This is a genomic window from Pantoea sp. X-Soil-ISGK-421 (genome assembly GCF_059730785.1).
In genome coordinates, this window is record NZ_AP035979.1 from 1546206 (window position 1) to 1560410 (window position 14205).

Annotated in this window: 13 protein-coding genes; 11 read left to right on the forward strand and 2 right to left on the reverse strand. The window is 57.2% G+C overall.

Features of this window, described 5'->3' with window-relative positions; genetic code table 11:
* Window positions 1–19 precede the first annotated feature (19 nt).
* The 10 genes from AC6I8K_RS07170 to AC6I8K_RS07215 all read left to right on the forward strand — a co-directional run bounded on the left by AC6I8K_RS07170 (window position 20) and on the right by AC6I8K_RS07215 (window position 10038).
* Entirely contained in the window at window positions 20–598 is a 579-nt protein-coding gene (locus AC6I8K_RS07170) for an outer membrane lipoprotein carrier protein LolA (RefSeq protein ID WP_483817874.1), read from the forward strand.
* Window positions 564–2885, forward strand: coding sequence for an MMPL family transporter (locus tag AC6I8K_RS07175; RefSeq protein ID WP_497826455.1), 2322 nt, complete (start codon window positions 564–566; stop codon window positions 2883–2885). The genes AC6I8K_RS07170 and AC6I8K_RS07175 overlap by 35 nt, the downstream gene beginning before the upstream one ends.
* A complete protein-coding gene (locus AC6I8K_RS07180; protein ID WP_483817159.1) occupies window positions 2882–3454 on the forward strand; it encodes a DUF3261 domain-containing protein in 573 nt (190 codons plus the stop codon). Before AC6I8K_RS07175 ends, AC6I8K_RS07180 begins: the two co-directional genes overlap by 4 nt.
* Window positions 3451–4608, forward strand: coding sequence for a beta-ketoacyl-[acyl-carrier-protein] synthase family protein (locus AC6I8K_RS07185; RefSeq protein ID WP_497826456.1), 1158 nt, complete (start codon window positions 3451–3453; stop codon window positions 4606–4608). Before AC6I8K_RS07180 ends, AC6I8K_RS07185 begins: the two co-directional genes overlap by 4 nt.
* A complete protein-coding gene (locus AC6I8K_RS07190) occupies window positions 4601–5089 on the forward strand; it encodes a hotdog family protein (RefSeq protein WP_497826457.1) in 489 nt (162 codons plus the stop codon). The genes AC6I8K_RS07185 and AC6I8K_RS07190 overlap by 8 nt, the downstream gene beginning before the upstream one ends.
* The gene (locus AC6I8K_RS07195; RefSeq protein ID WP_064740834.1) at window positions 5086–5817 is read left to right on the forward strand and encodes a 3-ketoacyl-ACP reductase FabG2; all 732 of its coding nucleotides are present in this window, start codon (window positions 5086–5088) and stop codon (window positions 5815–5817) included. The genes AC6I8K_RS07190 and AC6I8K_RS07195 overlap by 4 nt, the downstream gene beginning before the upstream one ends.
* Window positions 5814–7049, forward strand: coding sequence for a beta-ketoacyl-ACP synthase (locus AC6I8K_RS07200; RefSeq protein WP_196762370.1), 1236 nt, complete (start codon window positions 5814–5816; stop codon window positions 7047–7049). Before AC6I8K_RS07195 ends, AC6I8K_RS07200 begins: the two co-directional genes overlap by 4 nt.
* A gap of 300 nt (window positions 7050–7349) precedes the next feature.
* Window positions 7350–9551 carry a TonB-dependent receptor gene (locus tag AC6I8K_RS07205; protein ID WP_497826458.1) on the forward strand — a complete coding sequence of 734 codons (2202 nt, stop codon included), beginning with the start codon at window positions 7350–7352 and terminating at the stop codon, window positions 9549–9551.
* Between the two features lie 130 nt (window positions 9552–9681).
* Window positions 9682–9825 (forward strand): hypothetical protein, encoded by a 144-nt coding sequence (locus AC6I8K_RS07210; protein ID WP_007893692.1) that lies wholly within the window; start codon window positions 9682–9684, stop codon window positions 9823–9825.
* 39 nt (window positions 9826–9864) lie between these two features.
* The gene (locus AC6I8K_RS07215; protein WP_196762371.1) at window positions 9865–10038 is read left to right on the forward strand and encodes a hypothetical protein; all 174 of its coding nucleotides are present in this window, start codon (window positions 9865–9867) and stop codon (window positions 10036–10038) included.
* Here AC6I8K_RS07215 and AC6I8K_RS07220 read toward each other — a convergent pair.
* Window positions 10035–11183 carry a glycoside hydrolase family 1 protein gene (locus AC6I8K_RS07220; protein WP_483817164.1) on the reverse strand — a complete coding sequence of 383 codons (1149 nt, stop codon included), beginning with the start codon at window positions 11181–11183 and terminating at the stop codon, window positions 10035–10037. The genes AC6I8K_RS07215 and AC6I8K_RS07220 overlap by 4 nt on opposite strands.
* Window positions 11184–11336: 153 nt before the next feature.
* On the opposite strand from AC6I8K_RS07220, the gene AC6I8K_RS07225 reads away from it, so the two are divergent.
* A complete protein-coding gene (locus tag AC6I8K_RS07225) occupies window positions 11337–12800 on the forward strand; it encodes a phospholipase D-like domain-containing protein (RefSeq protein ID WP_064740836.1) in 1464 nt (487 codons plus the stop codon).
* A gap of 31 nt (window positions 12801–12831) precedes the next feature.
* On the opposite strand, the gene mdoC is transcribed toward AC6I8K_RS07225, so the two are convergent.
* Window positions 12832–13956: a glucans biosynthesis protein MdoC gene (mdoC, locus tag AC6I8K_RS07230; protein WP_483817165.1), complete on the reverse strand. Its 1125-nt coding sequence runs from the start codon at window positions 13954–13956 to the stop codon at window positions 12832–12834.
* Window positions 13957–14205 lie beyond the last annotated feature (249 nt).

A 14205-nucleotide genomic window follows, 5' to 3' on the forward strand; every position in this document is an offset into this window, starting at 1 on the left:
TTGTCTGTTACTGCTGGTGATGTGTGCCAACGCCAGCGCGGTCACGCTCGAACAGTTGCAGCAGCGCTTTGCCAGCCAACCGGTGATCCGCGCCAATTTTGTCCAGGTGCGCACTATTGAAGGTATGGCGCAACCGCTGGTGTCGCGCGGTCAGTTGCTCATTGCCCAGCAGCAGGGCTTGTGGTGGCAGCAAGTCACGCCGTTTCCGCTGATGCTCATCCTCGACGATAAGCGCATGGTGCAGAGCATGAGCGGCCAGCCGCCGCAGGTGATCACCGCCGAGAGCAATCCGCAGATGTTCCAGTTCAACCATCTGCTGCGCGCGCTGTTCCAGGCGGATGAAAAAGTGCTGCGTGAGAATTTTGAGCTCGATTTCCACGATCGCGGCAACAACCGCTGGCAGCTTGGCCTGACGCCGAAAGCCGCGCCGCTGAATAGAATTTTTAGCCGTATCGATCTGCAGGGCGATGCGTTTCTCAATCGCATCACGCTAGACGACAAGCAGGGCGATAAAACCGAGATCACGCTAAGCGATACCCGAACCGAACCTACACAGTTAACTGATGAAGAGCGAGCCCGTTTTGCCCCAGCGCAGTGAAAAAACCGTTGCGCTGCTGTGGCTGGCGGTGTGCCTGGCGTTAGCGGTGGCACTGGCGGTGTTGCTGCCGCGCAGCCAGCTGAACAGCAGCGTACTGGCGTTGTTACCCCAGCAGAACCTCGGCCAGGCACCGGCGGAAATTCAGCACGGGTTTATGCAGCGCCTCGATCGCCAGTTGGTGTGGCTGGTAAGCGCCAACGATCAAGAGGGCGAGGCGGCCGCAGCCTGGTGGCAAGCGCAACTGCACGCTTTGCCGATGTTGAAACAGGTGAGCGGCGAGCTGAATGACGATCAGATGCAGCGCTGGGGCGCGTACGCATTTCAGCATCGTAACGGCTTGATCGATGCGGCGACGCGCGCACGCTTGCAAAACGGCGGCGGCGCACAGGCCGACTGGATTCTGGCGCAGCTGTTCTCAGCATTTGCCGGCGTGGGCAGCAAAGAGATCGGCAACGATCCGCTGCTGTTGGTGCGTGGCGCGCAGCTGGCATTACAGCAAAACGCCAACAAGATGCTGCTGCATAACGGCTGGCTGACGGTAAACGATGCGCAGCAGCGCCGCTGGTATTTCCTGCACGGAGAACTGGCGAGCAATGCTTTCAGTATTAAAGAGAGCCATCAGCTGGTGACCGCGCTCAACCAGCTGGAATTACAGTTCAAAACCCGCTGGCCAGATGCGCAACTGCTGACGCGTGGCACGGTGTTGTTTAGCGACGATGCCAGCCAGCGTGCGCAGCATGATGTCGAAACCCTCGGCAGCGTCACCTTAGCGGGATTGCTGCTGCTGGTGTGGCTGGTCTTCCGTTCGCTGCGACCGCTGGCGCTGTGTGCGCTGTCGGTCGCCATCGGCGCGATGGCGGGCACGGTACTGACATTGCTCTGTTTTGGTGAGCTGCATCTCACTACTTTAGTCATGAGCCTCAGCATTGTCGGGATCTCGGCCGATTATACCCTGTACTACCTAACGGAACGCATGGTGCACGGCGAAGACGCGACGCCGTGGCAAAGCCTGCACAAGGTGCGCGGCACGCTGCTACTGGCATTGGGCACCACGGCGATAGCCTGGCTGCTGATGTTGCTGGCGCCGTTCCCCGGTTTACGCCAGTTAGCGGTGTTTGCCGCCAGTGGATTGAGCGCGTCCTGCCTGACGGTGATCTGCTTTTATCCGTGGCTGGTGCGCGGCTTACCGGTACGTCCGATTCCGGCCATGGTGTGGCTGGCGCGCTGGCTAGCCGCGTGGCGTCGCAATAATTGGTTGAAGCGCGGATTACCGGCGCTGGTAGCGATCTATGCGGTTAGCGGCATGCTGCAGTTGCATGTCGATGACGATATTGCCCATCTGCAAAGTGCCCCAGCGAAATTATTAGCGCAGGACCGCCAGTTAGCGCAGCTTACCGGTCAGCAGGCCGATCAAACCTGGTTTGTGGTGTGGGGCGATGATGAACAGCAGGCGCTGCAGCGGCTCAGCGCGCTCACGCCGACGCTGCAACAGGCGCAGCAGCAAGGATGGTTTGCTCATTATCGCGTGCTGCCGCTCAGTTCACTGGCGCAGCAGCAGCAGGATGTGGCGCTACTGCAACAGGCTGCGCCGACTATTCTGGAGCGATTGAAGCAGGCGGGCATCACGGTGGCGAAGGCGGATCTCAGCGCCATGCCGGTCACCGTCGGCGACTGGCTGGCGAGCCCGCTCAGTGAAGGCTGGCGGCTGCTTTGGCTGTCGCTACCGGACGGGCGTAGCAGCGTACTGGTGCCAATCGGTGGCGTAAAAAACAGCGCCGCGCTGCAACAGCTGGCATCCCAGCAGGCGGGCGTCAGTTGGGTTGATCGTAAGGCCAGCTATGATGAACTGTTCCGCTTCTGGCGCACGTTGCTGAGCGGATTGCTGGCGCTGGCGCTACTGCTGATTACCGCCAGCTACATGCTGCGGCTCGGCGTGAAAGCCGGGATGCGCAGCGCGCTGCCGTCGTGGCTTTCGCTGGCGGCGGCGCTGGCGACGCTGGGCTGGATCGGCGCCAGCCTTAATCTGTTTGCCCTGTTGGCGCTGATTCTGGTGCTGGGCATCGGCATCAACTACACGCTGTTCTTCAGCAATCCGCGCGGCACGCCGTTAACCTCGATGCTGGCGGTGACGCTGGCGATGATGACCACGCTGTTAACGCTCGGCATGCTGGTGTTCAGCAGTACCGCCGCCATCAGCGGTTTTGGTACCGTGCTGTGCAGCGGGATTTTTTGTGCATTCTTGCTGGCGCCGCTGGCGCTGGCCCCGGGGAAAAGGAAGCAACGATGAAAAGGGGTATTTTGCTGCTGTTGAGCCTGCTCGTGGGCGGCTGCGCGCAGCATGACAGTGACCTCAACCGGCCGAGCGCGTGGTTGAAACCCGGCGTGCGCGTCACGTTGCCGGCACCGGGCATCTCGCCCGCGTTTCAGCAACAGCAGTTGCTGACCGGTCACGCTAAAGGCAAAACCCAGTCGCTGCTGGTGCTGTTGAGCGCCGATTCGCAACAGCTGAGTCTCGCCGGTTTGTCATCGCTTGGCATTCGCCTGTTCCGCGTCACCTATGATAACACCGGCATTCACACACAGCAGATGATGGCGCTGCCGGAAATGCCGCCAGTCAGTCAGGTGCTGGCTGATGTGATGCTGAGCCACTGGCCGATCAGCGCGTGGCAGCCGCAGCTGCCGCGTGGCTGGACGCTGACCGACATCGAGGATCGCCGAGAGCTGCGCGATCCGTCCGGCAAGGTAATAACGCTGATTCGCTATCTGCAGCGCGGCGAACGGCGTGAACCGATCAGCATCGATCAACGCGCCTTTGGCTATCAGATTCAAATCCAACATCTGGATGCGTCATCATGATTTACATTTCCGCCTTTGGCATGGTGAATGCGCTGGGCAACAATCTGGCGCACATTGCCACGCAGCTGCAAGCGGGTCACGCGCCCGGTATGCAGCCGCGCGAGGGCTGGCTGCAAGACGGCAAACGCTGCTGGCTGGGCGAGGTACTGGGTGAATTACCGGTGATTCCTGCCGCGCTGGCGGCGCATAACACGCGCAATAATCAGCTACTGCTGGCCGCGCTGGCGCAGATGCGCCCGGCCCTGGATGCGGCCATCGCCCAATATGGGCGTGAGCGGGTGGCAATTGTGCTCGGCACCAGCACGTCCGGCGTTGATGAAGGCGATCGTCAGGTGGACGGCGATCTACCGGGTTACGATTACCGCATGCAGGAGTTGGGCGATCCGTCGCGCTTCCTGGCGCATTATTTAGCGCTGGATGGTCCGGCTTACACGATTTCTACTGCCTGTTCCTCTAGCGCGCGCGCGATGATCAGCGGTCAACGTTTGATTGATGCCGGGTTGGTGGATGTGGCATTGGTGGGAGGAGCTGATTCGCTAAGCCGCATGCCGATCAACGGCTTCGCCAGCCTCGATTCCCTTTCTGAACGCCTTTGCGCGCCGTTTAGCGCCGATCGCGACGGCATTTCGATTGGCGAGGCCGCCGCACTGTTGTTGCTGACACGTGAAAAGCAGTCGCTGGCGCTGATCGGTTGCGGTGAATCGTCGGATGCGTGGCACATGTCGGCACCCCATCCAGAGGGGGTCGGTGCGGAGCGTGCCATGTTGATGGCGCTGCAGCAGGCCGGATTACAGCCGCAGGATATCGGTTACATCAATCTGCACGGTACCGCCACGCCGCTGAACGATCAGGTGGAATCTGCGGTTATTCATCGCCTGTTTGGCGATGGCGTGCCGTGCAGCTCAACCAAACACCTTACCGGCCATACGCTGGGCGCAGCAGGCGCGACCGAAGCGGCGCTGGCCGCACTGATCCTGCAGCAGAATTTGCCGCTGCCGCCGCAGGACTTCTCCATTGCGCCACGCGATACCTCGCTGCCGGACTGCGGTCTAATCACCGCACCGCAGCCGCTGGCGCGTCCGGTGATTGCCTCAAATTCGTTTGCTTTTGGCGGGAACAATACCTGCCTGATTGTAGGAAAACCTCATGAGTGATTTTCTGCCTGTCGCTGCCTATCTGCCGCATCGCGCGCCGATGCTGCTGCTCGACCGCGTCATCCAGGTCACTGACGACAGCGTAATTTGCGAAGTCCGCGTTAACGCGGCGGGCGTGCTGGCGCCGTTTCTCACTGTGCAGGGTGATTTGCCGGCGTGGTATGGCGTGGAGATTATGGCGCAGACCGTTGGCGTCTGGTCGGGCTTCCATGCACGACAGCGCGGCGACGATGAGATTCGGCCCGGTATGCTGCTTGGTGGGCGCGGCTATCGCGCCAGCAGCGCTGCCTTTGCCGTCAATAGCACTTTGCGCATTGAAATGCGTCTACTGATGCGCGACGACAGATTGGGCAGTTTTGAAGGGGAAATCCGCAGCGACGATGCAATCATCGCCAGCGGTCGGTTGAATACTTATCAGCCCAATGAACAAGAGTTAATCCAATTGCAACACGTTCCGTTAAAACAAGGAGTTCAGCCATGACACGCAGCGTATTAGTGACCGGCGCAAGTAAAGGTATTGGCCGCGCCATCGCACTGCGTCTGGCGCAGGACGGCTTTGAGATGGTCGTGCATTATCATCGTGACAGCGACGGTGCAGCGCAGACGCTGGCGGAAATTGTGGCGGCGGGGGGATGTGGACGCACCTTGCAGTTTGACGTCGGGCAGCGCGCTGCTACGCGCAGCGCACTGGAGCAGGATATCGCCGCACATGGCGCCTATTACGGCGTGGTGAGCAATGCGGGCATCACGCGCGATGCGGCGTTTCCGGCGCTGACTGAGGATGAGTGGGACAGCGTGATCCATACCAATCTCGACAGCTTCTACAACGTGATTCATCCGTGCGTAATGCCGATGATTGGCCTGCGCAAGGGCGGACGCATTATTACGTTGTCGTCCGTGTCAGGAATGATGGGCAATCGTGGCCAGGTCAATTACAGCGCCGCCAAAGCTGGGATTATCGGCGCCACTAAAGCGCTGGCGATTGAGCTGGCGAAACGCAAAATTACTGTCAACTGCATCGCACCAGGCTTGATTGATACCGGCATGACCGATCTTGAGCCGCTGGTGATTGATGAAGCGATGAAGCTGATCCCGATGAAGCGCATGGGCGCGGCAGATGAAGTTGCCGGATTGGCCAGCTACTTAATGTCGGATATCGCGGGTTACGTCACTCGTCAGGTGATTTCAATCAATGGAGGTATGCTGTGATCCAGCGTGTAGTGGTAACCGGCATGGGCGGTGTGACCGCGTTTGGTGAGAGCTGGAGCGCGGTGTCAGAGCGTATTAAGCAAGGTAAAAACGCGGTGCGTCATATGCCGGAATGGCAGGTTTACGACGGCTTGCACACGCTGCTTGGCGCGCCAGTGGATGACTTCACGCCGCCAGCGCATTACACGCGCAAACGCATTCGCTCGATGGGCCGCGTTTCGCTGATGGCGACGCGCGCTACCGAGCTGGCGCTAGAGCAGGCCGGTTTGATCGACCATCCGGTACTCACCAACGGTGAAACCGGCATTGCTTACGGATCCTCAACCGGCAGCACCGGACCGGTGAGTGAATTTGCCACCATGCTGACGGAAAAACACACCAACAATATCACCGGCACCACGTATGTGCAGATGATGCCGCACACCACCGCAGTGAATGCGGGCCTGTTCTTCGGGCTGCGCGGCCGGGTGATCCCGACGTCCAGCGCCTGTACATCTGGCAGCCAGGCCATCGGCTACGCATGGGAGGCGATTCGCCATGGTTACCAAACGGTGATGGTGGCGGGGGGCGCGGAAGAGTTATGCCCATCCGAAGCAGCGGTATTCGACACGCTGTTTGCCACCAGCCAGCGCAACGACGCGCCGCACAGCTCGCCCGCGCCATTTGATCAACAGCGCGACGGATTGGTGATTGGCGAAGGCGCGGGCACCTTGATCCTCGAATCCCTTGAACATGCACAGGCGCGCGGAGCCACCATTTATGCGGAGCTGGTGGGTTTCCACACCAACTGCGATGCCGCGCATATCACCCAGCCGCAGCGTGAAACCATGCAGATTTGTATTGAGCGCGCGTTGCAAACCGCCGGTGTCACGGCGGAGCAGATCGGCTACATCAACGCCCACGGCACCGCCACCGACCGTGGTGACATTGCCGAAAGCCTGGCGACGGCGTCAATCTATGGCAACAGTACGCCCATCTCTTCGCTGAAAAGCTATTTTGGCCACACGCTGGGCGCATGCGGTGCGCTGGAAGCCTGGATGAGCATTGAGATGATGCGTGAAGGCTGGTTTGCGCCGACGCTCAATTTGACACAACCGGCGGCAGAGTGTGGCGATCTTGATTACATTGTCGGCGAAGCACGGCATATTGAGACCGATTACATCCAATCCAACAACTTCGCGTTTGGCGGCATTAATACCTCTCTGGTGTTTAAACGCTGGCGTGATGCCTGATATAGCAGGTCGCCATAAATGGCGTAATGCTGGTTAGTTAAGAGATGAAACCCCAATAATCGAGCGCACACGTTGTAGCGGCGCAATTCATTGCGCGATAAATCGCGCCGCTACGGAACGTGCGGTGATTCAATACGGGGCTCAACTGATCGGCATTACGCCATTTATGGCGACCTGATGCCGCTCCTTTCCATTATCTGTGTGGCGAAAGTAGGATTTTTCTTGCTTTCGGGCAACGACTGCGCATAATCGCAAACCGCAATAATAATGATTATCACTTCGTTTGCATTAGGGGATCCCATGCGCACTCTGCCTTTCAATCCCGGACTGAAACCGACGCTGTTGGCCGTAATGGTCAGCGCCGGTTGTTTGCCAGTGATGGCTGCTAACACCAACACCACAACACCCACTGACGCGAAAAACGAGCAGCAGACGCTAACCGTTACCGCGGCGCCGCAAACCGATTTCAAACCCGGCGGCGACGATCTGGTACCGGCTTACCTTGATGGACAGGTTGCACACGGCGGCCGACTCGGCATGCTGGGTGAGCAAAACGCCATGGATGTGCCGTTTAACGTCATCGGTTTTACCTCGAAAATGATTCAAGACCAGCAGGCGCAAACCATCGGTGACGTGGTGCGCAACGATGCCGGCGTGCAGAATCTGAAAGGCTACGGCAACTTCGCTGAGAGCTATCGTATTCGTGGGTTCAAGCTGGATGGCGATGCCATGACCTATGGCGGCCTGGCAGGTATCGTGCCGCGTCAGGTGATGGATGCCTCGTTGATTGATCGCGTGGAAATCTTCAAAGGGGCTAACGCCTTGTTGAACGGTTCGGCGGAGAGCGGCGTCGGCGGCATGATTAACCTCGAGCCGAAGCACGCTGATGATACGCCGCTGACGCGCATCGGCGTAGATTACACCTCCGGTTCACAAGTGGGCGGCACCGCGGATATTGGCCGCCGTTTTGGTGACAATAACCAGTTTGGCGTCCGTCTGAATGCCGTTAACCGCGAAGGCGGCACTGAGGTAGATGGCGAGAAGAAACGCACTACCGCTGCGTCACTGGGGCTGGATTATCGTGGCGACCGTCTGCGTACGTCGCTGGACGTTGGCTACCAGAAGAAAACCTTCCACGATGCGCGTAACGGCATCAATATCAGCGGCATCGATTTCATTCCTGAGGTGCCCTCCAACACGAAAAATTACAGCCAGAACTGGGTATTCAGCGATATCGAGTCGGAATTTGGTCTGGCGAAAGCCGAATACGATCTCACCGATCAGTGGACCGCCTATGCGGGCCTGGGCGCGCAACACACCCATGAAGTCGGCAACTACGGCATTCCGAAGATCCTCGATAGCGCGGGCAACGCCACTATTGGCCGCTTCCGTACCAATCGCGTGCAGGACAACATGAGCGGCATGGTTGGCCTGCGTGGCGATTTCACCACCGGTCCAGTGACGCATAAAATCAACTTCGGCTATTCGGCGATGACCACGAACGCGAAAAACAGCTATCGCATGTCGTCGGGCAACGATGCCAGTGTGAATATTTATAATCCGCAGGATGTGGCTGAACCGGACAGCATGTTCGCTGGTGGCGCTAAGTTCAGCGATCCGCTTACCACTTACCGTTCACGTTCGCAGGGCTACCTGCTGAGCGACACGCTGGGCTTCTTTGATGACACCTTGCTGGCCACCGTGGGTGCGCGTCATCAGAAAGTGGTGGTGCGTAATTACGGTTATGACGGTGTAGAAGATGCGGGCACACGTTTCGATAGCAGCCGCTGGCTGCCAGCGTACGGTTTGCTGTATAAAGCCACGCAAAATATCTCGCTGTATGCCAACCATACCGAATCACTCACGCCGGGCACTGCTGCGCCGTTTACCGCCAGCAACTACGGTAGCGTCACCGGCATTGTGCATGCTAAGCAGAACGAAGTGGGTGTGAAGGCGGACTTTGGCCGTATTGGCGGATCGCTGGCGCTGTTTGAAATCAAACAGCCGGTAGGCGTGCTGAACAATTCGGTGTACCAACTGAATGGAGAGCAGCGTAACCGCGGCGTTGAGCTGAATGTGTTTGGCGAACCGGTGCTGGGTCTGCGTCTGAACAGCAGTGCCACCTGGATCGATCCGGATATGACCAAAACCGGTGACAGCGATCAGGATGGCAAAAACGCCATTGGCGTACCGCGCTTCACGGCGGCGCTGGGTGCTGAGTATGACATCAAGCCCGTTGACGGTTTGACCGCCACAGCCTTGCTGAACTACACCGGTTCGCAGTATGCCAACCTGGCGAATACCACCAAGCTGGATGACTACACCACGTTGGATTTAGGTCTGCGTTATCGCATGAAGGTTAACCAGAACGATATGGTGTGGCGCGTGGGCGTGGATAACGTTACCAATGAGAAATATTGGGCCAACGTTGATGACAGCGGCACCTATTTGTCTCAGGGTGAACCGCGCACGGTCAAGGTTTCACTGAGCTACGATTTCTAATCAGTTCCTCACGGGGCGGATTGACGCCCCGTTATTTCTTCGCCAGAAATATTCCTGTACCTTACGGCACATTGCATTACACTCTGTGCGGCAATCCTGCGCGAAAACTCGCCTTTATCTTTGAGTCATCATGAGTTCACCTGCACCACCAGACGACCACGACGAACCTTATCGGCAGCCGCTCGACGACGCGCTCTTCGCCATTGTGGTACTTGCAGTGACTTCGGTTACGCTGATAATCTTTGTCCTGATGATTACGCTGTGGATGAGCTAAGGTCAGCCCCGGGAAAAGGAAGTCTGCAAGGAGATGTCGATGGAATCCAGAGATGACAAACTGATCGCCATAATTGGCCTGCTCTCCGCGTGCTTGATTGGCGTGGTGTTTCTCTTCACCATGACCTGGCTCACCGACGTGCGTCATCCCGCTGATCCTTCACTTGATGTGCAAACCTGCCCGCAAAAACTGACCACCACGCAACAGTCTTAGCTTTTTGTCTGCCAGTTCTGCCACTTAATCTGCTGACTGCGCAACTCCAGCGCCAGCGCCTCATGCAGGGTACGATTGCCATTCGGATCGCCGAGGCCAAACAGCGGCCCTGGTGACCGTCGATCGTCGGCCCACGCCGGATACTCCACCACCGGATAGAGCGAAATGCCCTCCAGCGCTACACCGTGATCCAGCGCCAAACGCGCCTCTTCACTTATCTGACGCAGCCAGGGCGCACGCGCATCTCCTTCGGCACCGGTTTCAGCCAGAATCATCGGGCGCTGATAGCGTTGCCAGCACTGGATGAGCAATCGGTGCAGCGGTTGGCGCGTTGGATGGTCGAGCGGAATGGTTTCGCCCGAGAAAAACCAGTGATTATCGGGATAGTAATTGAGACCAAGGATATCGAGAAAATCTTCACGACCGCCCAATTCAGGTGCATCGCGTCCGCCAATCCAATCCCAGGCTTCAAACTGTGCCTGATGCTGCGCGTCGGCGTAAGGTTTGCTGTCAGGATTATCGGGATGCGTCGCGACTTGTACCAGCGGGTCGGTCAGTACAAAGCGGGCATCAGGATAGATCTCGCGAATGGCGTGCATCGCCGCCAGCGAGGCGCGGACGAGCTGGCGCTTCAGCTCGCGACCACGATCGCTGGCGTAAGGATCGAGCCAGGAGACATCAGCGCCAGCCCACGACCAGAATGAGATCTGATTGATCGGCGTGAAAAACGGCTTTTCAATACCTTCATCGCGCATCAGTTGCGCCATCGCGCGGGCGAAGCGTTCGAAGTGATCAACGAAGCCGGCTTTCCAGATATCCAGATGATTGGGATAGCCAAAGTGCGCCAGCTCCCAGATAATCTGCATATCGTGACGCGCCGCGGCGTGAACCATCGGCAGAAAGGTGCGCCAGTCATATTCGTTGGGTACGGCTTCAATCAGATGCCAGCGTGCGCCATCGCGCGCCGTGTGCAAACCTTCTTGCGCCAGTGCGGCATAATCTTTCTCCAGCAGCATGTCGTGACCGCTGCTGATCACCATATCCAGCCGACGTCCGCCCGCGCGACAGGCGGTTGAACAGGGAAAACTGCCCTGAAAGAAACTGCGGAACAGCTGAGGGTGATGGCGTAGGGATGGCTGAGTCATGATGCTCTCCTCACGGTGAACGCCGGATGCAGAACGCTTGGCTAAGTCTAGACTAAATTGACGTCGCGCCATCTGGCAGAAGAGGAAGCCTCCGATTGCCATTTTTCGCGCCGATACTAACAATAATAGGTCCACAGTCTTCAGGGATTCACTATGAGTGAAGCAGCAACATCTTTGCCGTCCGAGGAACAACCGGGCAACGGACTGAAATTCAGTGTTGAGGCGCGCTGCGCCCGGCATCCGGGCATGAGCGGCATTCATCCGCTCAACGATGGGTTGGACGCCTTTGCTGCGCGCTATCAAATGATGAGCATGGCGCAGCACACCATCGATGTGCAGTACTACATTTGGCACAACGACATGTCCGGCCGCTTGCTGTTCAGCGCATTGCTGGACGCCGCCGAGCGCGGGGTGAAGGTGCGATTGTTGCTGGATGACAACAACACGCCAGGTTTAGATGAAACACTGGCGGAACTTGATCGCCACGCCAATATTGCCGTGCGGCTGTTCAATCCGTTCTCGTTCCGCACGCTACGCGCGCTCGGTTATCTCACCGATTTTTCCCGCCTCAACCGGCGTATGCACAATAAGAGCCTGACGGTGGATGGTGCAGCCACGCTGGTGGGCGGGCGCAATATCGGCGACGAATATTTTGGAACCGGCGATGAACCGCTGTTTACCGATCTTGATGTGCTGGCGATTGGTCCGGTGGTGGACGAAGTAACGCAGGATTTCGATCGTTACTGGCGCAGCAAAGCGGTGTCGTCACTGCGTAAGGTGGTTGACGTAAGCGGCGATACGCATCAGGCGGTGCGCTTGCCGCAAGAGTGGCAGCAGAGTGAAGCGGTGGAACGCTATCTGGCCCGGCTGGAGCACTCATCATTTATCAGCCAGATGGCGCAGGGCGAACTGGAGATGACGTGGGCAGAATCGCGCCTGCTAAGCGATGATCCGCGTAAAGGGCTCGGCAAGGCGAAACGCCGTAGTTTGCTGCCGCAGCGCATGCTGGAAGTGATCGGCACGCCGCAGCAGCAGTTTGATATCATCTCGGCCTACTTTGTCCCAACGCGTTCGGGCGTAGCGCAGTTGCTGGCGCTGAAGCGGCGCGGCGTAAAAATTACCATACTCACCAATTCACTGGCTGCCAATGATGTAACGGTGGTGCACGCCGGTTATGCACGCTGGCGCAAAAAACTGCTGCGCCACGGCATCGCGCTGTATGAACTGAAGCCGCAGGATAATCCGCAAAGTGCGCCACACGATCGCGGTATTACCGGTAATTCCGGTTCCAGTTTGCATGCCAAAACCTTCACCGTAGACAATCGCAAAGTGTTTATCGGATCGTTTAATTTCGATCCGCGTTCCGCCATGCTGAATACCGAAATGGGTTTGGTGATTGAGAGCGAAACCCTGGCACAGCAAACCCATCAGCGCTTTATTGCCGGGATGCGCCATCGTGCCTGGACGCTGCGTCTGGATAAGTGGGGACGCGTCAACTGGGTGGAGTTTGCTAACGAGCAGGGCGAAGTCGTGCATAAACACGAACCGCAGTGCACGCTGCTTCAGCGCTTGCTGGTACGATTGGTGTGGCGCTTGCCGGTTGAGTGGTTGCTTTAAATAAAACGGGCCAGCTTAGCTGGCCCGAATATCATTTACGTTGCGGCTTACCGGAGAACAGGAAGCGCAGCAGCGGAATGCGCAGATGAATTTCATATAACGTGAAAGCGACGCCAAATACCATCAGTAAGCCGACGAAGAAGCCGAGCGTGTTGTTGCCAATGTGCGGCGTGATGTAGATGCCGTACAAAATGGTCAGCGGATGGTGCACCAGATAGATGAACAGTGAGGCATTCACCAGATACATGATGCGCGGCGAATGGCTGTTCAGCAGCTTATGTCCGAAGCTAAAACAGACGTTCAGCATGCATAACCCCATCAGCGTCGAAATGATCATATCCAGCTCATACAGCCAACCTTCACCGCTGCTGTAACGCTGATTCAGGCTGTAAGCGATGAATACTGCAATAGCGCCAAAGCACATCACCGGATTAAAGCGCACAAACAGCGCTTTCAACGCTTGATGTTTCCAGCTCAACGCGCCCAGCATAAAGAAGGGCAGGAACGTCAACGTCTGCATGACGGCAATACTGAACAGACCATCGGCAAAAACGGCCGGTGCCAGTGTAAACAGCACGCGGCGGAACAAGCACCACATCAGGGCATAACCCAACAGCGCCAGCGTTAATTTGCCCCAACCGATGTGCTGATAATCAATGCGGCGCTGCTGTTTGCCAAGCCAGCGAAACGTCAGCATGCCTAACGTAGTCAGAATCACCAGTACCAATAAAAACCACAGGTGCGAGATCAGTTCCCACATCAAGGTGTTGTACTTGTCGTACAAGGAGAAACTGTTCCAGTCGCCAATTTTATCGGTGAGATTTTTCACCATGAAGAATTGCGGCAACGTAATCAGGGGAACAGCAGTCAAAAGGGGAATGCCGACGCGCTCCAGACGGACTTTGAGCCAGCGCTGCGGCTGGTAACGTAAGTAGAGCATGTAGGAAAAATAGCCTGAGATTACAAAGAACACCTGCATGCGAAAGGCGTGGATAAAGTCGTTCAACACCGTTAACCACATTGAGGCGTCAGGACTGTTCACAGCCCATTTTTGCGTAGAGTAAATCAGTGAGACGTGAAAAGGCACGCCTAATAACATTAAATACGCTCGAATCGAGTCGAGGAAATATTCACGTTCGGGTTTAGCTGAACTCATAATCTTCCAATAGTCAGTTTACTTGCCGGTTTCGCCCTGAAACCGGATTATGCCGAAGGAAAATTCTACCGGCTGTAAACAGGGTATACTATCAGGTGAATCTGTATGTGATTTTGCAGGGTTTAATTATCCGAAAAGCACACTTTCAGCTTACAAATCAGCGGAACAATCTATTACATACGCTGTCGGAAAACCGAATAATCCTTTAAGATAATCGGGTTTGATCTAAGCACACGAAAGGGGGGGATG